This is a genomic window from Xanthomonas sp. NCPPB 2864, assembly GCF_056675615.1.
In genome coordinates, this window is the sequence record NZ_JBWWVS010000001.1 from 1,138,752 (window position 1) to 1,158,958 (window position 20,207).

General features: G+C 66.1%; 20 protein-coding genes, 1 tRNA gene and 1 pseudogene. 21 read left to right on the top strand and 1 reads right to left on the bottom strand.

Features of this window, described 5'->3' with window-relative positions:
• Positions 1–11 precede the first annotated feature (11 nt).
• The 10 genes from AC1KVE_RS04790 to lolD all read left to right on the top strand — a co-directional run bounded on the left by AC1KVE_RS04790 (position 12) and on the right by lolD (position 6,608).
• A complete protein-coding gene (locus AC1KVE_RS04790; protein ID WP_162839016.1) occupies positions 12–182 on the top strand; it encodes a DUF1674 domain-containing protein in 171 nt (56 codons plus the stop codon).
• Positions 183–238: 56 nt separating this feature from the next.
• A complete protein-coding gene (gene sdhC / locus AC1KVE_RS04795) occupies positions 239–634 on the top strand; it encodes a succinate dehydrogenase, cytochrome b556 subunit (protein ID WP_026064344.1) in 396 nt (131 codons plus the stop codon).
• The gene (gene sdhD / locus AC1KVE_RS04800; RefSeq protein ID WP_016902592.1) at positions 631–1,017 is read left to right on the top strand and encodes a succinate dehydrogenase, hydrophobic membrane anchor protein; all 387 of its coding nucleotides are present in this window, start codon (positions 631–633) and stop codon (positions 1,015–1,017) included. The genes sdhC and sdhD overlap by 4 nt, the downstream gene beginning before the upstream one ends.
• Before the next feature lie 33 nt (positions 1,018–1,050).
• Positions 1,051–2,841 carry a succinate dehydrogenase flavoprotein subunit gene (gene sdhA / locus AC1KVE_RS04805; RefSeq protein ID WP_016902591.1) on the top strand — a complete coding sequence of 597 codons (1,791 nt, stop codon included), beginning with the start codon at positions 1,051–1,053 and terminating at the stop codon, positions 2,839–2,841.
• 3 nt (positions 2,842–2,844) lie between these two features.
• Positions 2,845–3,054 (top strand): hypothetical protein, encoded by a 210-nt coding sequence (locus AC1KVE_RS04810; protein WP_481091828.1) that lies wholly within the window; start codon positions 2,845–2,847, stop codon positions 3,052–3,054.
• A 16-nt stretch (positions 3,055–3,070) separates the two neighbouring features.
• Positions 3,071–3,853 (top strand): succinate dehydrogenase iron-sulfur subunit, encoded by a 783-nt coding sequence (locus tag AC1KVE_RS04815; RefSeq protein ID WP_024938686.1) that lies wholly within the window; start codon positions 3,071–3,073, stop codon positions 3,851–3,853.
• 111 nt (positions 3,854–3,964) lie between these two features.
• Entirely contained in the window at positions 3,965–4,213 is a 249-nt protein-coding gene (locus AC1KVE_RS04820) for an FAD assembly factor SdhE (protein ID WP_016902588.1), read from the top strand.
• The gene (locus AC1KVE_RS04825) at positions 4,164–4,616 is read left to right on the top strand and encodes a hypothetical protein (RefSeq protein WP_065047439.1); all 453 of its coding nucleotides are present in this window, start codon (positions 4,164–4,166) and stop codon (positions 4,614–4,616) included. Before AC1KVE_RS04820 ends, AC1KVE_RS04825 begins: the two co-directional genes overlap by 50 nt.
• Positions 4,617–4,639: 23 nt before the next feature.
• On the top strand, positions 4,640–5,881 hold the full coding sequence (locus tag AC1KVE_RS04830; RefSeq protein WP_054592953.1) for a lipoprotein-releasing ABC transporter permease subunit: 1,242 nt from the start codon (positions 4,640–4,642) through the stop codon (positions 5,879–5,881).
• The gene (gene lolD / locus AC1KVE_RS04835) at positions 5,874–6,608 is read left to right on the top strand and encodes a lipoprotein-releasing ABC transporter ATP-binding protein LolD (RefSeq protein WP_024938682.1); all 735 of its coding nucleotides are present in this window, start codon (positions 5,874–5,876) and stop codon (positions 6,606–6,608) included. The genes AC1KVE_RS04830 and lolD overlap by 8 nt, the downstream gene beginning before the upstream one ends.
• 241 nt (positions 6,609–6,849) lie before the next feature.
• Here the strand turns inward: lolD and AC1KVE_RS04840 are convergent, their stop codons facing one another.
• The gene (locus tag AC1KVE_RS04840) at positions 6,850–7,914 is read right to left on the bottom strand and encodes an SDR family oxidoreductase (RefSeq protein ID WP_039521715.1); all 1,065 of its coding nucleotides are present in this window, start codon (positions 7,912–7,914) and stop codon (positions 6,850–6,852) included.
• 255 nt (positions 7,915–8,169) lie between these two features.
• Here AC1KVE_RS04840 and AC1KVE_RS04845 point away from each other — a divergent pair.
• From AC1KVE_RS04845 to AC1KVE_RS04895, 11 genes and pseudogenes are all read left to right on the top strand, one after another.
• Positions 8,170–10,716, top strand: a pseudogene (locus AC1KVE_RS04845) (DNA internalization-related competence protein ComEC/Rec2).
• Positions 10,610–11,272: a MotA/TolQ/ExbB proton channel family protein gene (locus AC1KVE_RS04850; protein WP_481091827.1), complete on the top strand. Its 663-nt coding sequence runs from the start codon at positions 10,610–10,612 to the stop codon at positions 11,270–11,272. Before AC1KVE_RS04845 ends, AC1KVE_RS04850 begins: the two are co-directional and overlap by 107 nt.
• A 3-nt stretch (positions 11,273–11,275) precedes the next feature.
• Positions 11,276–11,740 (top strand): ExbD/TolR family protein, encoded by a 465-nt coding sequence (locus AC1KVE_RS04855; protein ID WP_102254224.1) that lies wholly within the window; start codon positions 11,276–11,278, stop codon positions 11,738–11,740.
• Positions 11,737–13,506 carry a lipid A export permease/ATP-binding protein MsbA gene (gene msbA / locus AC1KVE_RS04860; RefSeq protein ID WP_016902580.1) on the top strand — a complete coding sequence of 590 codons (1,770 nt, stop codon included), beginning with the start codon at positions 11,737–11,739 and terminating at the stop codon, positions 13,504–13,506. The genes AC1KVE_RS04855 and msbA overlap by 4 nt, the downstream gene beginning before the upstream one ends.
• The gene (gene lpxK / locus AC1KVE_RS04865; protein ID WP_065031456.1) at positions 13,503–14,540 is read left to right on the top strand and encodes a tetraacyldisaccharide 4'-kinase; all 1,038 of its coding nucleotides are present in this window, start codon (positions 13,503–13,505) and stop codon (positions 14,538–14,540) included. The genes msbA and lpxK overlap by 4 nt, the downstream gene beginning before the upstream one ends.
• A gap of 280 nt (positions 14,541–14,820) precedes the next feature.
• Positions 14,821–15,600 (top strand): 3-deoxy-manno-octulosonate cytidylyltransferase, encoded by a 780-nt coding sequence (kdsB, locus tag AC1KVE_RS04870; protein ID WP_481091826.1) that lies wholly within the window; start codon positions 14,821–14,823, stop codon positions 15,598–15,600.
• Positions 15,597–16,061 carry a low molecular weight protein-tyrosine-phosphatase gene (locus AC1KVE_RS04875; RefSeq protein ID WP_065031454.1) on the top strand — a complete coding sequence of 155 codons (465 nt, stop codon included), beginning with the start codon at positions 15,597–15,599 and terminating at the stop codon, positions 16,059–16,061. The genes kdsB and AC1KVE_RS04875 overlap by 4 nt, the downstream gene beginning before the upstream one ends.
• A 23-nt stretch (positions 16,062–16,084) precedes the next feature.
• Positions 16,085–17,503 (top strand): hypothetical protein, encoded by a 1,419-nt coding sequence (locus tag AC1KVE_RS04880; RefSeq protein ID WP_167764190.1) that lies wholly within the window; start codon positions 16,085–16,087, stop codon positions 17,501–17,503.
• Positions 17,500–19,356, top strand: a complete 1,857-nt coding sequence (uvrC, locus tag AC1KVE_RS04885) for an excinuclease ABC subunit UvrC (protein WP_054592960.1) — start codon at positions 17,500–17,502, stop codon at positions 19,354–19,356. Before AC1KVE_RS04880 ends, uvrC begins: the two co-directional genes overlap by 4 nt.
• On the top strand, positions 19,356–19,988 hold the full coding sequence (gene pgsA, locus AC1KVE_RS04890; protein ID WP_024938673.1) for a CDP-diacylglycerol--glycerol-3-phosphate 3-phosphatidyltransferase: 633 nt from the start codon (positions 19,356–19,358) through the stop codon (positions 19,986–19,988). The genes uvrC and pgsA overlap by 1 nt, the downstream gene beginning before the upstream one ends.
• A gap of 36 nt (positions 19,989–20,024) precedes the next feature.
• Positions 20,025–20,100 (top strand) — tRNA-Gly (locus AC1KVE_RS04895).
• Positions 20,101–20,207 lie beyond the last annotated feature (107 nt).

The following is a 20,207-nucleotide window of genomic DNA, read 5'->3' on the forward strand; positions in this document are numbered from 1 at the left end:
GTGAGACCACTATGATAGGCCATCCAACCCCCACCCCAGCGCAGGATTCCGAGACGCAGCCTTCTCCTCAGGAGCATCTTCCCGAGAAGCAGCCACTGCCCAAGGAGATTGGTGGACGCGACGGCCCCGAGCCAACGCGCTACGGCGACTGGGAAAAAAATGGACGCTGCATCGATTTTTGAGCAGCTTTTAGCCACAGCGGTCTAGTGCCGCCCAGCCGAGAAAACGAGCCCAGCGAATGGCGATCCGCGAACGTCCTCTTTCCCCGCATCTCCAGGTGTACCGCTGGCAGATACAGATGGTGACCTCGATTCTCAATCGAGCCACTGGCATCGTACTGTCCATCGGCGCCCTGGCGATTGCCGCCGCCTTGCTGACATTGATGCTCGGCCCCGACCACTGGAATTGTTTCCGCGAGCACGCAGGCGCCTGGTACGGCCAGGTTTTCCTGTTCGGCTGGACCTGGTGCTTCGCGTTCCACCTGTTCGGTGGACTGCGCCACATCATGCAGGACTTCGGACAGGGCTATGCAGTGCGCTCGTTCGTCAGTCTTGGCTGGTTGTCGCTAATCCTGAGCTTCGTGCTCACCGCTGCGATCTGGGCCTATGTACTGCTGGCCGGAGGTGCCGTATGAACCGCTACCGTACCCCGCTGAAGAACGTGCGTGGCCTGGGTGCCGCCAAGACCGGCACCGAGCACTTCGTGGTGCAGCGCCTGACCGCCACCGCCCTGGTGCCGCTGTCGATCTGGTTCCTGATCTTCGTGCTGAGCCTGATCGGTGCCGATCACGCTGCGGCCAGCGCTGCCGTGGCCAAGCCCTGGAACGCGATCCTGTTGGTCGGCTTCCTGATCGCCTCGTTCTGGCATGCGCAGCTGGGCATGCAGGTGGTGCTGGAAGATTACGTGCACAACTCGCTGCTCGCGCTTGCTGCGCAGACCATCGTGCGCTTCGTCGCCGTGCTGGGCGCCATCGTCAGCGTGTTTGCCGTGGCGCGTATTGCGCTGGGCATCAGCTGAGTCGTCCGCGACCAAACAGGAATCCATAATTCGATGTCCGCTTACAAGATCACAGAACACAAGTACGACATGGTCGTGGTGGGCGCCGGCGGCGCCGGCCTGCGCGCCACGTTCGGCCTGGCCCAGAAGGGCCTGCAGACGGTCTGCCTGACCAAGGTCTTCCCGACCCGCTCGCATACCGTTGCGGCGCAGGGCGGCATTTCCGCCGCGCTGGGCAACATGGGCGAAGACGACTGGCGCTACCACTTCTACGACACCATCAAGGGCTCGGACTGGCTGGGCGACCAGGACGCGATCGAGTACATGTGCCGCGAGGCGATTCCGGCCATTATCGAGCTCGAGCACTACGGCGTGCCGTTCTCGCGGACCGAAGAGGGCAAGATCTACCAGCGCCCGTTCGGCGGCATGACCACCAAGTACGGCGAAGGCCCGTCCGCGCAGCGCACCTGCGCGGCGGCCGACCGTACCGGTCACGCGATGTTGCACACGCTGTATCAGCAATCGCTGGCGCATAACGCGCGCTTCATGATCGAGTACTTCGCACTCGACCTGATCTTCGACGAGGAAGGCGTCTGCCGCGGCGTACTGGCGCTGGACATGGCCGATGGCAGCTTGCATCTGTTCCGCGCCCACGGCGTGGTGCTGGCCACCGGCGGCTATGGCCGTGCCTACTTCAGCGCCACCTCCGCCCACACCTGTACCGGTGACGGCGGCGGCCTGGTGATGCGTGCCGGTCTGCCGGTGCAGGACATGGAGTTCGTGCAGTTCCATCCCACCGGTATCTACGGTGCGGGCTGCCTGATCACCGAGGGCGTGCGTGGCGAAGGCGGCATCCTGCGCAACAGCAATGGCGAGCGCTTCATGGAGCGCTATGCACCGCATTACAAGGATCTGGCATCGCGCGACGTGGTATCGCGTTCGATGACCGTGGAGATCCGCGAAGGCCGTGGCGTGGGCGAGCACAAGGATCACATCCTGCTCGACCTGACCCACCTCGGCCCGGAAGTCATCAACGAAAAGCTGCCCGGCATCGCCGAGAGCGCGCACATCTTTGCCGGTGTGGACGTGACCAAGCAGCCGATTCCGGTGTTGCCGACCGTGCACTACAACATGGGCGGCATTCCGACCAACTTCTATGGCGAAGTCGTGCGCAAGCAGGGCGACAATCCGGATGCGGTCGTGCCGGGCCTGTACGCGATCGGTGAAGCTGCCTGCGTGTCGGTGCACGGTGCCAACCGCCTGGGTTCCAATTCGCTGCTGGATCTGGTGGTGTTCGGCCGTGCGGTGGCAAACCGCTGCGCCGAGACGGTCAAGCCCAACCAGCCGCACAAGACGCTGCCGTCCGATGCCTGCGACAAGGCGCTGGGCCTGCTGGACAAGCTGCGCTACGCCAACGGCTCCACGCCGACTTCGGTGATCCGCGACAACATGCAGCGCACCATGCAGTCGGACGCAGCCGTGTTCCGTACCAGCAAGACCCTGAAAGAGGGTGTCGACAAGATGGCCGAGATCTTCGCCAGCTTCGAGGACGTCAAGGTCTCGGACCGCTCGCTGGTGTGGAATTCGGACCTGATCGAAACCTACGAGTTGAACAACCTGCTGCTCAATGCAGTGGCGACGATCAACTCGGCCGAGCAGCGGCATGAAAGCCGCGGCGCGCATTCGCATGAAGACTTCCCGGACCGCGACGACGTCAACTGGCAGAAGCACACGCTGGTCACCGTCGACGACAAGGGCAAGTGCGAGTTCGAATATCGCCCGGTGCACATGTACACGCTGAGCAAGGACGTGGACGTGGTCCCGCCGAAGCCGCGCGTTTACTGATCGATGCGCATGGATCGATCTGCTTTCGCCCTGCATCTGCTGGCCGGCCTGTCCGGGTACCGCAGCCGTGCACCGCGCCAGCCGGATCGCGTCATGACGCAGGGGCAACGCCGGCATGCCGCCGGCGATTGCGCCACCGCCTCGGCGGTGGCATCCGTCATCTTTACCTTCATGCGCACGGTGCGGTTGTCGTTCGCACCGCGCATCGCCTGAGCCAACGAGAGCAGCTATGGCAGAGTTCACCCTCCCCAAGAATTCAAAGATCGGCAAGGGCAAGCATTACCCTGCACAGGGCGCCAAGAACACGCGCACCTTCAAGGTCTACCGCTGGGATCCGGATGGCGAAGCCAACCCGCGTACCGACAGCTATGAGATCGATCTCGACAAGTGCGGCCCAATGGTGTTGGACGCGCTGATCAAGATCAAGAACGAGATCGACCCGACACTGGCGTTCCGCCGCTCCTGCCGCGAGGGCATCTGCGGCTCGTGCGCGATGAACATCGACGGCACCAACACGCTGGCCTGCACCAAGGCGATTGCCGCCTGCGGCAAGGCCGAGGTGCCGATCTATCCGCTGCCGCACATGAGCGTGATCAAGGACCTGGTGCCGGATCTGACGCACTTCTACGCGCAGTACGCGTCGATCAAGCCGTGGATCCGTACCCAGACCCCGCCGCCGCCGGATCGCGAGCGCCTGCAGTCGCCGGAAGACCGCCGCAAGCTTGATGGCCTGTACGAGTGCATCCTGTGCGCCTGCTGCTCGACCAGCTGCCCGAGCTATTGGTGGAATGGCGAGCGCTATCTGGGCCCGGCGATCCTGCTGCAGGCGTATCGCTGGATCATCGATTCGCGCGACGAGGACACCGGTGCGCGCCTGGACGACCTGGAAGACCCGTTCAAGCTGTATCGCTGCCACACCATCATGAACTGCGCGCGGACCTGCCCCAAGGGCCTGAACCCGGCGCTGGCGATTGCCGAGATCAAGAAGCTGATGATGGCGCGTCGCGCCTGATCGCAGCGCAATGCGGCCCCGCGTTGGCGGGGAGATGGTTCACAGCGGCACCGGCCCTTGGTCTGGTGCCGCTGTAGTTTTCGGCGCCGGCAAGGCGAGCTGGAGAGTGAGATGGATGAAGAAACCCTGTTGAAGAAACTGCGCTGGCGTTGCCGGCGCGGCATGCGCGAGCTTGATCAATTGTTCGGGCGCTATCTGGATCAACGCTGGGCGCAGGCTTCCGAATCCGAGCGCGCGGTTTTCCTACAGCTGCTGGATTGCGAAGACGATAAGTTGTGGCGCTGGTTCATGGGATACGAGGCCTGCCCCGATGCCGTCAACGCCGCACTCATCGCCGATATTCGCGCCATGCCGGCTTGAATGGCGGCCCTCGCGAGGGCTTGCTTGCGCGCTGGGCGTGCTGAGCGCGCTCGCGTTGGGGGCGCTCTGGCGGAGCGGGGCACCGCCATGGCTGGCGATGCTGTTGTCCGTCTATACGGTGTTGACCGGTGGACGATCGCTGCGCCTGCTGTTGCGCTCGTCAGCACGGGAAGTGATCGTGCCCTGGAGCGAAACGCCTGCCAGCGTTGACGGTGTGCAGGTGCAGGGCCTGCAGGTGGCGTGGCGCGGGCCGATCGCGGTGGTGGCGTGGACCGGCCTGGATGCACGTCGCCAACGCCTGCTTTTCTGGCCGGATACCTTGCCCGCAGCGCAGCGACGTGAACTGCGTCTGGCCGCTCAGGCACACGCCATTTCGTCCCGGCGGCCGCAAGTGGCACCATAGCGTCCCTTTCCTGGTTGAACCGCATGTTCAAACCTATCCCGGTTGCCATCGGCTTGCGCTACCTGCGTGCCAAGCGGCGCAATGGCTTCATCTCGTTTATCTCGATGGCATCGATCCTGGGCATTGCCCTGGGCGTGACCGTGCTGATCACCACGCTGGCGGTGATGAGCGGTTTCCAGAAGGAAATCCGCGACCGCCTGCTGCAGATGGCCGCGCATGCCACGGTCAGTGCGGATGGCGCGCCGATGCACGACTGGCAACATGCAGTCGAGGTCGCCATGGCCGATCCGCGCATCGCCGGTGCCGCGCCCTACATCGAAACCGAATCGCTGCTGCAGGGCCCGCGCAAGCAGCCGGCGATCGTGCGCGGCATCGTTCCTGCCGAAGAGGGCAAGGTATCGGTACTGGCCAAGAAGATGCAGCAGGGGTCGGTCGACAGCCTGACCCCGGGCTCCTACAACATCGTCATCGGCAAGGAGCTGGCGCTGTGGCTGGGCGTGGACATGGGCGACAGCATCGTGGTGCTGCTCAGCGATACCCAGGCCACGCCGCTGGGCGCGATGCCGCGGCTCAAGCGCTTCACCGTCAGCGGAATCTTCGAGGCGGGCTACAACGAGATCGACCGCGGCCTGGCCGTGGTCAACATGCAGGACCTGGCGCGCGTGTTGCGCATGGACGGCGTCACCGGCGTGCGGCTGCGCCTGCACGACATGGATCAGGCCTGGCCGGTGGCGCGCGATCTGGCGGTGAAGTTGCATGGCCCGTACCGGGTCAGCGACTGGACCCAGGAGAACGCCAATCTCTACCACTCGTTGAAGATGGAAAAGACCGTGATGGGCATCCTGCTGTCGCTGATCGTGGCGATGGGCGCGTTCAACCTGGTGTCCTCGCAGGTCATGCTGGTCACCGACAAGCAGGCCGATATCGCCATCCTGCGCACCCTGGGCCTGTCGCCTGCGGGGGTGATGCAGGTGTTCATGGTGCAGGGTTCGTTGATCGGCTTCATGGGCACGATCATGGGTGTGATCGGCGGCATCGTGCTGACGCTCAACCTGGAACGCATCCTGGGTGTGATCGAGACCATCTTCAGCGTCAAGCTGCTGCCCGAGGACGTGTATTACATCACCGGCTTGCCGACCGACATGCAGACCCAGGACGTGGTGGTGATCACCGTCGTCGCGCTGGTGATGAGTTTCCTGGCGACCTTGTATCCGGCATGGCGCGCCTCGCGCACGCAGCCGGCGGAGGCGCTGCGTTATGAATGAGATCAGGGAATCGGCCGTGCAAACGCCAAACCATGCAGAGGCGGTGATCCGCGCCGAGGGTCTGGGCAAGACCTACGCCGAAGGCAAAATGCGCACGCCGGTGTTCGACGGTCTGGATTTGACCGTGGCGACCGGCGAAACCGTGGCCATTGTCGGCGCCTCAGGGGCGGGCAAGAGCACGCTGCTGCATCTGCTCGGCGGCTTGGACATTCCGACCTCCGGCGAGGTGTACGTGGCCGGCCGGCGCATGTCGGCGTTGTCCGATGGCGAGCGCGGCAAGCTGCGCAATCAGGCCCTGGGTTTCGTCTACCAGTTCCATCATCTGCTGCCGGAATTCACCGCGCTGGAAAACGTGATGATGCCGGTGCTGTTGTCCGGGAAAGAGGTGTCGGTGGCGCGGGCGCAGGCCTTGCAGTTGCTGGAATCGGTCGGGCTCGGACATCGTATCGAGCACAAGCCCAGCGAGTTGTCCGGCGGCGAGCGTCAGCGTGCGGCGGTGGCGCGTGCGCTGGTGAACAAGCCAGGCTGCGTGCTGGGCGATGAGCCCACCGGCAACCTGGACGACAAGACCGCCGAGACCGTGTTCGAGCTGATGCTGGAGCTCAATCGTGCGCAGCGCACCAGTCTGGTCCTGGTAACGCACGATCGCAGTCTGGCGCGACGCCTGGACCGCGTGCTCGAGCTGCATCAGGGCAAGCTGCGCGAACTGGCGCCATCTGCGGTGTGAGAAGCACTGCCTGGCCGCCGGAGTTCCTGGCGGCTGGGTGGTGTTGAACCCGCGATCTCAGATTGAAGATCCTGGGGCTGGTGGCGGGTGCATTCGCATGATGCATCGACCGACGGTGGCCACAACATGCGCGTTCAGCACGCAGTGCCCGCGCGCAGCATCGCGTCGATGCTCGCGTCGACAGGACTTGCGTTGACAGGAAGAACGGTCGCCGCCACGGGCGTGGCGACGACCCAGCGCATCAGGGAATGATGCGCAGCGCGCGCAGGCGCGTGAACAGTTCCAGGAACGAGGCGCGGCTGTCGTAGAAATCCGTAAAGCCCAGTTCGCGGCTCTTGGTCATGTCGTTGACGCACTCGATCTCGCGGCCCAGGTCGGCATCGGTGTGCCACCAGGATGCCAATCGATTGACGTCGGCCTCCACCAGGCCATGCTGGCTGGCGATCTCGCTCCATATTGCCGGCGCGGTCTCGCTCAGGCGTGCCTCCAGCGGTTGCGGGGTCTCGGGGCAGGGCGCAGCGTCGAGCCCGAAGAAGTCGGCAATCTGGCTCCACATCCAGCGCCAGCGGAACACATCGCCGTTGACGGTGTTGAAGGCCTGATTGCGTGCGGCCGGGCTCAGGCCGGCCCAGGCCAGTTGCTTGCCGAGCAGGCCGGCGTCGGTCAGGTCGGTGAGGCTGTTCCACTGCGCCTGCGAGCCGGGAAACACGAACGGCTGGCCGGTGTGCTTGCACAGCGACGCATACACCGCCAGCGTCACGCCCATGTTCATCGCGTTGCTGCCATTGGCCATGCCGATCATGGTGTGCGAGCGATGCACGCTCCAGCCGAAGCCGTGTTGCTCGGCATGTGCGAACAACAGGTCTTCCAGCGTGTAGTAGAAGTTCTCGCCGGGCTGGCGCGGCTCGCTTTCGCGGAACGGCGTTTCCGCCTTGCCGCTGCCGTAGTTCTCGAAGGCGCCGAGGTAATGCTTGGTACCGGTGACCAGCGCCATGTGCTGCAGCGGCGCATCGCTCAACGCTTCGCACAGATGCCGCATCATCGCGCCGTTGGCTTCGACGTTCTCGCGCTCGGTGTCGCGCCGTGTCCAGGTGCAGAAGAACACGTGGGTGATCGGCAGGCCACGCAGCGCGGTGCTGGTGCTGTCGGCATCCAGCAGATCGGCCGCAAGCGGGATCACGCCGTCCTGAGGCAGCGGGCGCCGTGCCAGGCCATAGACGGTCCAGCCATCGGCCACCAGGACATTGGCGAGGTTGTAACCGGAAATGCCGGTCACGCCGACAATCAGTGCAGTGCCTTTACGCATGGGGGAAGCTCCTCAGAAACAGTGGCGAACATAACGCGGCAGTCATGAAATCGAGGCGAATGCAGGCTGATACGGTTGCTGTGCGGCCAGCACACGCTGTCCTGCCTGGCGCATTGCACCTGCGTGGCATCACCTTCCACCGGCCGATGTACCACGGCAGGGTTAGCCTGATTCCTACCCCGCAATGCGCCGCTCGCGGCTGTGCCCGACGCAGGCGCTGGTCTAACTTGAGTCGGTGGATGGACCACGGCCGGGATGGCGACCGACAGCATGGATGCGTCAGCACAGGCACCGCCTACACCGCGGCGGATACCGACGATGACTGTGGCAGCGGCCTTGTTGCTGGGCATCGTGGTGTGCGCGTGGTCGCCTGCGCTGCTGTCGCGTGCGGTCTATGCGGCATGCCTTGCTGCAGCGGTGCTGGGCATCGGCCTCGGCACATGGCTGCGTCCGCGGCGGATCGTGTTGGTAGGGACACTGGCCAGCGCGCTGTTCGGTTTCGGCCTGATGGGCTGGCAGGTCGCCGGCGTCCTGCAGGCACAACTGCACCCGCAGGATGAAGCGCGGGAACTGACGGTGCGCGGGCAGATTGTCGAATTGCCGGTCGCCGAGCCACGACGCACGCGCTTTCAGCTGCGCGTGGATGACGATCCCGCACAGCCTGCCGCACTGCGCGGCAAGCTGCTGCAGCTGGCCTGGTATGACGACTTCGGTGCCGAGCGCATCGGGCCGCGTGCCGCGCTGCGCGCGGGCGCCGCCTGGCAGCTGCGGCTCAAGCTGCGTGCGCCGCGCGGCTTGCGCAACCCTGGTGGCTTCGATGCCGAGCGGCAGGCACTGGCGCAGCGCATGGCCGCCAGCGGCTATGTGCGGGTGCCGATTGCGGCGCGGCAGACCGCTGCACCGCGCGGCGTGGATGCCTGGCGCGAAGCGATGTCGCAGCGCATTGCCGACCGCGTGCCCGGATCATCGGCGCCTTACCTACGCGCGCTCGCCCTGGGCGACACGCGCGGGCTGGACGACGCAGCCTGGGCCACGCTGCGTGCGACCGGGCTCAGCCATCTGATTGCGATCTCGGGATTTCATGTGGGGCTGGTGGCTGCATTCGTCGCCATGCTGGTCGCCGGACTCTGGCGAGCCTGGCCGGTGCTTGGAACGCGGATTCCGCGGTCCCATGCAGCGGCGGTCGCTGCCTTGTTCGGTGCCGCAGGATATGCGGCGCTGGCGGGCCTGGCGCTGCCGACGGTGCGCACCGTGCTGATGATTGCCGTGGTCGCGTTGGCGCGGGTACTACGGCGGCGTGCCAGCACCGTGCAGATCCTCGCGCTGGCCTTGTTGGCAGTACTGCTGTGGGACCCGCTGAGCGTGCTGGTGACGGGCTTTTGGCTCAGCTTTGCCGGGGTGGCCTGGCTGGTGTGGTGCCTGCCAGCGGACGATCGCGCGATCGTGCGCGGCTTCCTGTCCGCCCAGACCGTCGCCACTGTCGGCCTGCTGCCGTTGACCGTCAGCCTGTTCGGACAGGCATCGCTGGTGGGGCCACTGGCCAATCTGGTCGCCATTCCCTGGTGGACTTTTGTAGTAGTGCCGCTCGCCTTGCTGGGCACCGGGCTGGAAGCAGTACATCCGGGAGCGGGCGTGTGGGCATGGCGATTGGCCGGTTGGTGCTTCGAGCTCACCTGGCCAGGCCTGGTCTGGCTTGGACAGACCTCGGTGGCGTTGTGGTGGGTGCCCGAGTCCGATGCGCTCGCATTGGTCGCGGCCTTGTTCGGCGCGTTCTGGTTGCTGCTGCCGCGCGGCGCGCCCGGCAAATCCATGGCGCTGTTGTTGTGGTTGCCGCTGCTGTGGCCGGACCGCGAGCTGCCCGCGGCCGGCGAAGCCGACGTGCAGGTGCTGGACGTGGGGCAGGGTCTGGCCGTGCTGGTACGCACGCAACGGCATGCATTGCTGTTCGACACCGGCCCGGCGGTGCGCGATGGCTTCGATGCGGGCGAGCGGGTAGTGCTGCCGGCCTTGCGCGCGCTCGGGGTGCGGCGCCTGGATGCCATCGTGCTCAGTCACGCCGACGCCGACCATGCCGGCGGCTATGCAGCGGTGCGTGCTGGATTGCCCGTGGCGATGACGGCGGCACCGCCACAGGCGCCGCTGGACGTCAGCACCCGCTGCCGTGCCGGCCAGCAATGGGCATGGGATGGGGTGCGCTTTGGCTTCCTGCACCCCAGCGCCGGCTTTCCGTATCTGCGCAATCAGTCCAGTTGCGTGCTGCGCATCGAAACACGGTATGGCAGCGCCTTGTTGCCGGGCGATATCGGCGAGCTCGTCGAGCGCCGCCTGCTGCGGGAACATGCTCCGGAGTTACGGGCCGATCTGGTGGTGGTCCCGCACCACGGCAGCGCCGACGGCTCGCATGCCGATTTCATCGCCGCCACCGGCGCGCGGCTGGCGCTGGTGTCCTCCGGGCACGGCAATCGCTTCGGTCACCCGCGTGCCGAGGTGGTACAGCGCTGGCAGGGCAGTGGCGCCGAGTTGCTCGACACGGCCCAGGCCGGGGCAATCCGGGTCTGGCTGGGCGCTGACGGCCTGCAGGTACGCGAGCGGCGGCGCTGGCAGCCACGGCTCTGGGATGCTGCGGAACGGCGGCGGTCGGCTGCTATCCTATCGACCAGCGAATAGGCGGCCGCGTTGCCGGAGGAATCGAATCGTGTTGGAGCTGGTCAAGGCAGGCGGTTGGCCGATGGTGCCGTTGCTGTTGCTGGGCGTGATCGCGCTGGCGATCGTGCTGGAGCGTCTGTGGAGCCTGCGCCGTAACGAGGTGACCCCGCCAGGTCTGGGCGAGGAGGTCCGCAACTGGGCCGCGCGCGGCAAACTGGATCCCAGTCACATCGAGTCGCTGCGGCGCAATTCGCCGCTGGGCGCCTTGCTGGCCGCAGCGCTGGACGTGCGCGGTCGTCCGCGTGAATTGATTCGCGAGCGTATCGAGGACACCGGCCGGCATGTGGTGCACCGCATGGAGCGCTATCTGAATGCCTTGGGCACGATCGCTTCGGCCGGGCCGCTGCTGGGACTGCTGGGCACGGTGGTGGGCATGATCCAGATGTTCCTGGGCATCCTCGATCACGGCGTGGGCGATGTGAACCAGCTGGCCGGCGGCATCGGCAAGGCGCTGGTGTGCACGGCCACCGGCATGATCATCGCGGTACCGGCATTGATGGCGCATCGCTTCTTCAAGGGCCGCATCGCCGGTTACATCATCGAGATGGAGCAGGAAGCCACCTTGTTGCTGGACACGATGGACGGCCGCGTGGTGCCAGGCACCGCGGCGCCGGTCGCGGCAGCTGGCAAGCCCGTCATGGCAAAGGGCTGACGGATGCGCATCGGCAGTGACCGAAGCCAGGACGAGCCGCATATCGATCTGGTGCCATTGATTGACGTCATCCTTGTCCTCATCATCTTTTTCGTGGTGACCACGACTTTCGACGCACGCTCCACGCTGCAATTGCAGCTGCCGACCGCCAGCGACCAACACAGCAGCACACCGCCACGTTCGCTGAGCGTGCTGGTCAATGCCGATGGGCGTTATTTCATCAACGATCAGGAAGTGCTGCGTTCGGACGTGGACTCGCTCAAGCAGACCATCGCCCAGCTCGCCGGCGACGACCGCGAGCAGACGGTGTTGCTGCGTGCCGATGCACGCACGCCGTATCAAGCGGTGGTGACCGCGCAGGATGCGTTGGGGCAACTCGGCTTCCGCCGCATCGCGATCGCCACAGCGCCTCAAGCCGGGGCGACATCCACGACCGGCCAGACCCGCACTAACGGAACCCGCCAGTGACCACCTCCAACGACCGCCCGGCGCCAGTTTCGTCCTGGCGCACGTACCGTCGCCTGCTGGCCTTCGCCAAGCCGTATCGCCTGTTGCTGGTTGCCGCGCTGATTGCCGCGCTGATCGAGGCGGCCGGCACGACCGGCTTCCTGGCGTTGATGAAGCCGATCACCGACGAGACCTTCATCTACAAGAATGCCGAAGTCAGTCGCTGGCTGCCGGTGCAGATCATCCTGTTGTTCGTGGTGCGCGGGGTTGCCGGCTACATCACCGATATGGCGATGGGCAAATCCGCACGCAGCATCGCGCGCGACCTGCGCGTCAAGGTGATGTCCAAATATCTGCGCCTGCCGGGATCGCGCTTCGATTCCGAACCGGTGCCGTCGATGCTGATCCGCCTGGGCTCGGACTCGGACCAGGTCGCGCAGGCGGCGGTGGATGCGGTCAAGGTGATGATCCAGCAGTCACTGCAGGTGATCGGTGCGCTGGCGCTGATGCTGTGGCATAGCTGGCAGGTCACGCTGACCATCCTGGTGCTGGCGCCGGTGCTGGCCTGGGTGATGGACAAGGTGGCGCGGCGCTATCGGCGCATCAGTCACAGCATCCAGGAAAGCGGCGCGCATCTGCTGCAGGCGGCCGACCAGACCTTGTCCAGCCATCAGGAGGTCAAGATCTACGGTGCCCAGCAGACCGAAATGGAGCGCTATGGCGCGCTGGCCGACCGCAATCTGCGTCTGGCGATGAAGGTCGAATCCACGCGTGGCATTTCCACCGCCACGGTGCAGATGATCGGTGCGATCGGCCTGTCGGCGCTGCTGTTCGTCGCCGGTGCCCAGGCACTGGCCGGGCGGCTGACCGCCGGCGACTTCGTGGTGCTGATGACCTCGATGCTGACGATCATCCCGGGCCTCAAGCAGCTCACCAATGTGCAGAACATGGTGCAGCGCGGCCTGGCCTCGGCCGAGCGCCTGTTCTCGGTGCTCGACAGTCCCGACGAGCCGGACCAGGGCGCGGTGCCGCTGACGCGCGCCAAGGGCCTGATCGAATTCCGCAATGTCACTGCACGCTATCCGGGCCAGGTGAACCCGGCCTTGGCCGAGGTCAGTTTCGTGGCACAACCGGGCACGGTGACGGCGATCGTCGGACGCTCCGGCAGCGGCAAGTCCAGCCTGATCAAGTTGATCCCGCGCTTCTACGAAGCAGAGTCCGGGCAGATCCTGCTCGACGGGCACCCTGTGCAGGCGTATGCGCTGGCCGATCTGCGGCGGCAGATCGCGCTGGTCGGCCAGCAGGTCATGTTGTTCGACGGCAGCATCGCCGACAACGTCGCCTATGGCGAAATGCGCAGTGCCGACGCCGGCCAGCTGGAACGCGCCATCCTGGGTGCCAACGCGATGGAGTTCGTCGCGCAACTGCCCGAAGGCCTGCAGTCGCATGTGGGCACCAAGGGCGGGCGCCTGTCCGGCGGCCAGCGCCAGCGTCTGGCGATCGCGCGCGCAATGCTCAAGGACGCGCCGATCCTGATTCTGGACGAAGCCACCGCGGCGCTGGACAACGAATCCGAACGCCTGGTGCAGGACGCCTTGCACAAGCTGATGCCGGACCGCACCACGCTGGTGATCGCGCACCGCCTGTCTACCATCGAGCATGCCGACCAGGTGCTGGTGATGGACCAGGGCCGTATCGTCGAGCGCGGCACCCATCACCAATTGCTGGAGCAGGGCGGCTTGTACTCGCACCTGCACGGCATGCAGTTCCGCGAACGTCAGGCATGAGCAAGCGCGGCACCCGCACGCCGGGTTACTGGTACGACAATGCGCCGATCCCGCTGTCGGCGCGCCTGCTGGCGCCGGTCTACGGCGCTGCCATCGCGCTGCGACGCGCCCTGTATCGCCGCGGCTGGCGCAAGCGCCACGGCGTGCCGGTGCCGGTGATCGTGGTGGGCAACGTTACTGCCGGCGGCACCGGCAAGACGCCGTTGACGATTGCCCTGGTCGCCAAGTTGCAGGAGGCCGGCTGGACGCCCGGCGTGGCCAGCCGCGGGTATGGCCGTGACGAATCGGGCACGGCGCGCTGGGTCGAGGCGGACACGCCGGTCGCGCTCGGCGGCGACGAGCCGGTCCTGATCGCCTGGAAGACCGGCGCCCGCGTACGCGTGGACAGCGATCGCCTGGCTGCGGCGCGCGCCCTGGTCGAAGCGGGCTGCGACATCGTCGTCTGCGATGACGGACTGCAGCACTACCGGCTGGCCCGCGATGTCGAGATCGAAGTGGTCGATGGCCAGCGCCGCTACGGCAACGGGCGCCTGTTGCCGGCCGGGCCGCTGCGCGAGCCGGCTGCACGTGCACGCGACTGCGATTTCCGCGTGGTCAATCTGGGCCAGGCCAGCGCAGCAGCGACCACACCCGCGCCCGATGACGCCGGATTCGGCGAATGGCAGATGCGCCTGAGCATCGACAGCGTGCAGCCGATGGATGGCAAGCGCGCTCAGCCATTGAGCAGGCTGGCCGGCCAGCGCGTGCATGCCGTGGCCGGGATCGCGCACCCGGAACGCTTCTTCGCGATGCTGCGCGCGCGCGGCATCGGCGTGGTACCGCATGCCTTCCCTGATCATCACGTGTATCGCGCGGCGGATTTCAGTTTCGGCAGCCGTTTACCGGTGCTGATGACCGAGAAGGATGCAGTGAAATGCAGGCCATTTGCCGACGAATGGCTGTACAGCGTGCCGCTCAAGGCGGAGTTGCCGGCGGCGTTCTGGGTGAGCCTGCTGGATCGCCTGGACAAGTTGGCCAGCCGGCAGGGCGTGTGAACGCTGCGCCGGTAGGGCGATCTGCGGCTTGGTTGCAGGGTCCTTGCCGACCCACCGTCGCGGGACACGCCGCAAGAACATCAAGGTCCCGCGACGGTGGGCGGGCAAGGACCAATCAAGATGGTCGGTGTGCCTGTGCGGGCAGTACGGGCAGCGGCGCGTAGTGCCGATGTCGGGCATCGGCGCCCAACTGACCACCGTGACTTCGCTCACACCACGACATCATGCGATTCGGTTATCTCGTTTCTTCCACTCTTCCTGTTTTCCAGAGCGCGCACGCATGACTAACTCAACGCCTGCAGATTTCGTCGTCGCCATTCCCGCACGCTACGCTTCCACACGCTTGCCGGGCAAGCCGCTGCAGTTGATCGGCGATCGCCCGATGATCCAGCATGTGGCCGAGCGGGCGCTGCTGGCCGGCGCGCGCGAGGTCTGGGTGGCCACCGACGATGCACGCATTGCCGAGGTGGTCGAAGGCCTGTCCGGCGTGCATGTGGCGATGACCGGCGACGCGCACGCATCGGGTACCGACCGGCTTGCCGAATGCGCGCGGATCGCCGGCTGGGAAGCCGAGACCTGCGTGGTGAACCTGCAGGGCGACGAGCCGTTCGCGCCTGCCGCCGGCATCCGTGCGGTGGCCGAGCTGCTGCTGCACTCAGGCGCCGAAATGGCCACGCTGGCCGCGCAGGTCGACAGCGCGCACGAAGTGTTCGATCCGAACGTGGTCAAGCTGGTGCGTAGCGCAGGTGGCGACGCCTTGTACTTCAGCCGCGCGCCGATTCCCTGGCATCGCGACAGCTTCGCCAGTCAGCGCGACAGCTTGCCCGGTGACGGGCAATGGCTGCGCCATATCGGGATCTACGCCTACCGCGCAGGATTTCTGCAGCGCTTCGCGGCAATGCCGCCCGGCATGCTGGAGCGCATCGAGTCGCTGGAACAATTGCGCGTGATGGAGGCCGGCTACCGTATCGCAGTGGCGTTGACGCCGGAGCAGTTTCCGCCGGGCATCGATACCCCGGACGATCTGGCGCGCGCGCAAACCCGCGTGGCAACAGCATGAGGGTGCTGATCGTGTGTCTGGGCAATATCTGCCGCTCGCCGATGGGCGAGGGCGCCCTGCGTGCGCGGCTGGACGAGGCGCGGCTGTCGCGGCGGATCGAGGTCGATTCCGCCGGCACCGGCGACTGGCATGCCGGCGATCCGCCGGACCCACGCGCGATTCGCTGCGCACGCGGCCATGACGTGGACATCTCCGGGTTGCGCGCGCGCCAGGTGCGCGGCGCCGACTTCGAACACTTCGACTGGTTGCTGTGCGCCGATGGCAGCAATCTGCGCGATCTGCAACGCCTCGCCCCGGCGCCGCTGCGCGACAAGGTCGCGCTCTGGCTGCCCTGGGCCGGTGTGGAAGAGCGTGACGATATCCCCGACCCCTACACCGGTGACATGGACGATTTCGAGCGTGCCTGGCAACTGGTCGATACCGCTGCGCGCCAGACCGTGGCCAGACTCACCCGCAGCTAATCGGGCTTGGGCATAATTACGGTATGACTGCCCAGCTTACCCAGGAATTGCCGGAATTTCCTACCTGGCTCAATGCCAGGCCATCCACCCTGCAGGAGCATCGCGGGCGGGCGCTGGTGCTGGCATTCGTCAATGCCAGCTCGGTGTGGTGCGCCGAGCGCCTGGCCGAGCTGGCGCAGTTCCAGGCGCGCAGCCCCGGTCGGCTGCAGGTGATCGTGGTGCAGGTGCCGCGCTTCGACAGCGAGCGCGAGCCGCAACGCGCGCTCAAGCAGCTGCGCGGCCATGGTGTCAGTGCGCCCATCTTGCTCGACAGGGACTGGGAGACCTGGCGCCGTTTCGGCATCGACTCCTGGCCGACGCTGGTGCTGCTCGATGCCTACGGCCGCGAGCGTCAGCGCCTGGTCGGCGTGACCGGCGATCTCGACAAGGCGCTGGTCGCCCTGTGCGAAGGCCAGCAGCCGCCATCGGATGCCGACCTGCATGGGGTGGCCGAGCGCGATCCCGAGCCGCGCCTGGAGCTGCGGTTTCCAACCGGTCTGGCCGCCACCGAGGACCGCCTGTACATCGCCGACACCGGCCATCACCGCGTGCTCGAATGCACGCACGGCGGCCGCGTGCTGCGCCAGTTCGGCCACGGCAACGCGGACTTCATCGATGGAGGCGTCGGTGAGGCGGCGTTCCGGCGCCCGCAAGGCCTGGCGCTGGAGCGCGACCAGCTGTATGTCGCCGACACCGGCAATCACGCCCTGCGTCGCATCAACCTGCGCAGCGGGCAGGTCGACACCTTGTGCGGCACCGGGCGCTCCGGCGAGCCGGTCGAGGGGCCGCTGGCGTTCGCCGGTGCCTCGGCGCTGAACTACCCGCAAGGCCTGGCCGTTGCCGACAATCAGGTGTTGATCGCCATGGCGGGCGACAACCGTATCTGGAGCTATGACCTGGGCCGTGCCGCACTGAGCGCACGCGCCGGTACCGGTGCGCTCGAGATTCGCGATGGCAGCGGGCACCTGGCCGCGTTCGCACAGCCGGCCGGCCTGGCCGCGGTGCAGCAGGTGGCCTACATCTGCGATGGCCTGGGCTCGTCGATCCGCACCATGCAATTGCGCGGCGATCTGGTGCAGACCCTGGTCGGCGGGCAGGGCACCTGGCAGTTCGGCGACGAGGACGGCCCGCGCGGCACTGCGCGGCTGCAGTTTCCGCAAGCCATCGCGCTGGCGGCCGATTCGCCGATGCTGTGGATCGCCGACACCGGCAACGGCCGCCTGCGCTGCCTGCGTCTGGGTGGCGGCGAACTGACCACGGTCGCGCTGCCACGCCGCCTGCATGGCCCGGCCGGGCTGGCGGCCGCCGCCGGCGCGGTGTGGATTGCCGAGACCGATGCCCATGCCGTGTTGCGCTACGACCTGGCGAGCGGCGAACTGCGCGATGTTTCGATAGAAGAATGAACGCAAGGCCCCAATCCGATTTCGATGGAAAGGCGTTTGCTGCGCAATTGAGCACCGCGCCCGGCGTCTACCGCATGTACGCGGGCGACGACACCTTGCTGTATGTCGGCAAGGCCGGTGCATTGCGCAAGCGCGTGGGTAGCTATTTCAACGGCACGCCGAAAAATGCGCGGCTGACCTCGATGCTGTCGCAGGTCGCGCGGATGGACGTCACCGTGACCCGCAGCGAAGCCGAAGCGCTGCTGCTGGAAAACCAGCTGATCAAGTCGCTGTCGCCGCGCTACAACGTGTCGCTGCGCGACGACAAGAGTTATCCCTACGTGCTGCTGACCCGCGAGCAGTGGCCGCGCATCGCCCTGCATCGTGGCCCGCGTGCCGTGCAGGGGCGTTACTTCGGTCCGTACACCGGCGTTACCGGCGTGCGCGAAACGCTGAGCCTGATGCACAAGCTGTTCAAGCTGCGCAGTTGCGAAGACAGCGTGTTCCGCAACCGCTCGCGGCCGTGCCTGCAATACCAGATCGGTCGCTGCAGCGCGCCCTGCGTGGAGCTGGTCGCCGCGCCCGATTACGCCGAATCGGTACGCCGCGCCACCATGTTTCTGGAGGGCAAGAGCGACCAGCTCGGCGAAGAGATCATGCAGTCGATGCAGCAGGCCAGCGAGGCGCTGGAGTTCGAGCGCGCCGCACGCCTGCGCGATCTGCTGTCCTCGCTGCGCAGCATGCAGAACCGCCAGTACGTGGACGGCCGCGCGGCGGATCTGGACGTGCTGGCCTGCGCCACGCAAGCCAGCCAGGCTTGTGTGCTGCTGCTGAGTTTTCGCGACGGCCGCAACCTGGGCACGCGCTCGTTCTTTCCCAAGACCAACGGCGAAGACAGCGCGGACGAAATCCTGGCTGCGTTCGTGTCGCAGTACTACGCCGAACATTCGCCGCCACGCGAGATCCTGCTCGATCGAGAAATTCCCGATGCCGAGCTGATCGAGGCCGCACTCAGCGCCGCCGCCGAATACAAGGTGACGTTGAAGTGGAACGTGCGCGGCGAGCGTGCCGGCTATCTGCTGCTGGCGACACGCAACGCACAGCTGACCCTGGTCACCGAACTCACCAGCCAGAGCGCGCAGCATGCACGCAGCGAGGCATTACGCGAGATGCTGGGGCTGGCCGAGCAGGTCAGGCGGGTGGAGTGCTTCGACATCAGTCACACCATGGGTGAGGCGACGGTGGCCTCGTGCGTGGTGTTCGATGCCAGCGGCCCGGTGCGCGGCCAATACCGGCGCTTCAATATCTCCGGAATCACGCCAGGCGACGACTATGCGGCGATGCGTCAGGCCATCGAACGGCGTTTTCGACGCGCGGTGGAAGAAAACGGCGTGCTGCCGGATGTGCTGCTGATCGACGGTGGCGCCGGTCAGCTCGCACAGGCGAAGGGCGCGCTGGCCGATCTGGGCATCGAGAATGTGCTGCTGGTCGGCGTGGCCAAGGGCGAGGAGCGCAGGGCAGGGCACGAGGCGCTGATCATGGCCGACGGCCGCGAGCTGCGGCCGGGTGCGGCATCGCCGGCACTGCAGTTCATCCAGCAGGTGCGCGACGAGGCGCACCGCTTTGCGATCACCGGTCACCGCGGCCGCCGCCAGAAGGCGCGCATGACCAGCAAGCTCGAGGATATCCCCGGCATCGGTCCGCGCCGACGCGCGAGCCTGCTCAAGCATTTCGGTGGCCTGGTCGGGCTCAAGGCCGCCGGCGAAGCCGAGATTGCACGGGTGGAGGGCGTCAATGCCGCACTTGCCGCGCGAATCTACGCTAACCTGCACGGGCTGGCGCTTCCCGATGCGGCAGGCGAGTCGAGTCCGTAATGAAGTTGACCATCCCCACGTGGCTGACACTGCTGAGGATCGTGATGATCCCGGTGTTGGTCGTGGTGTTCTACCTGCCGTACACCTGGACCAATTTCGCCTCCGCCGGCGTATTCGCGCTGGCCGCCATCACCGACTGGCTGGATGGCTGGGTGGCGCGGCGTTATCACCAGTATTCGGCCTTCGGCGCATTCCTGGACCCGGTGGCCGACAAGTTGATGGTCGCAGTGGCATTGTTCCTGATCGTGCAGGGCCACCCCACACCATGGATGGCGTTCTGGGCGGCGGTCATCGTCGGCCGCGAAATCGCAGTCTCCGCCCTGCGGGAATGGATGGCCGAAATCGGCCAGCGCGCCAAGGTACGTGTGGCGGTGATCGGCAAGGTCAAGACCACCGCACAGATGGTCGCGCTGCTGTGTCTGCTGTATTCGGTGACGCCGGGGCAGATGCCCACGCACGGAATCTGGTTCGGCAACCTGATTTTCCGCGCCGGATACTGGACGCTGGCGATCGCCGCATTGCTGACGCTGTGGTCCGGATTCCAGTACCTGCAGGCCGCCTGGCCGAGCCTGCGCGCCGACGAAAAAGCCGCGATCACCAGCAAACCGAAAAAAGTCGAAAGCAATAGTTGACAGCGATGCTGTTCGCTGTAGAATTTCGCCTCCCAAGCGGGAATAGCTCAGTTGGTAGAGCGCAACCTTGCCAAGGTTGAGGTCGCGAGTTCGAGTCTCGTTTCCCGCTCCAGATAGTGATCTACAGACTTCTACTGACGTCTGTAAGTCGTTGAAAAGAGGGGCTTTGGCCCCTTTTTTCATTCCAGCGAGCGCCACGGAAATCCACCCACAGCTACC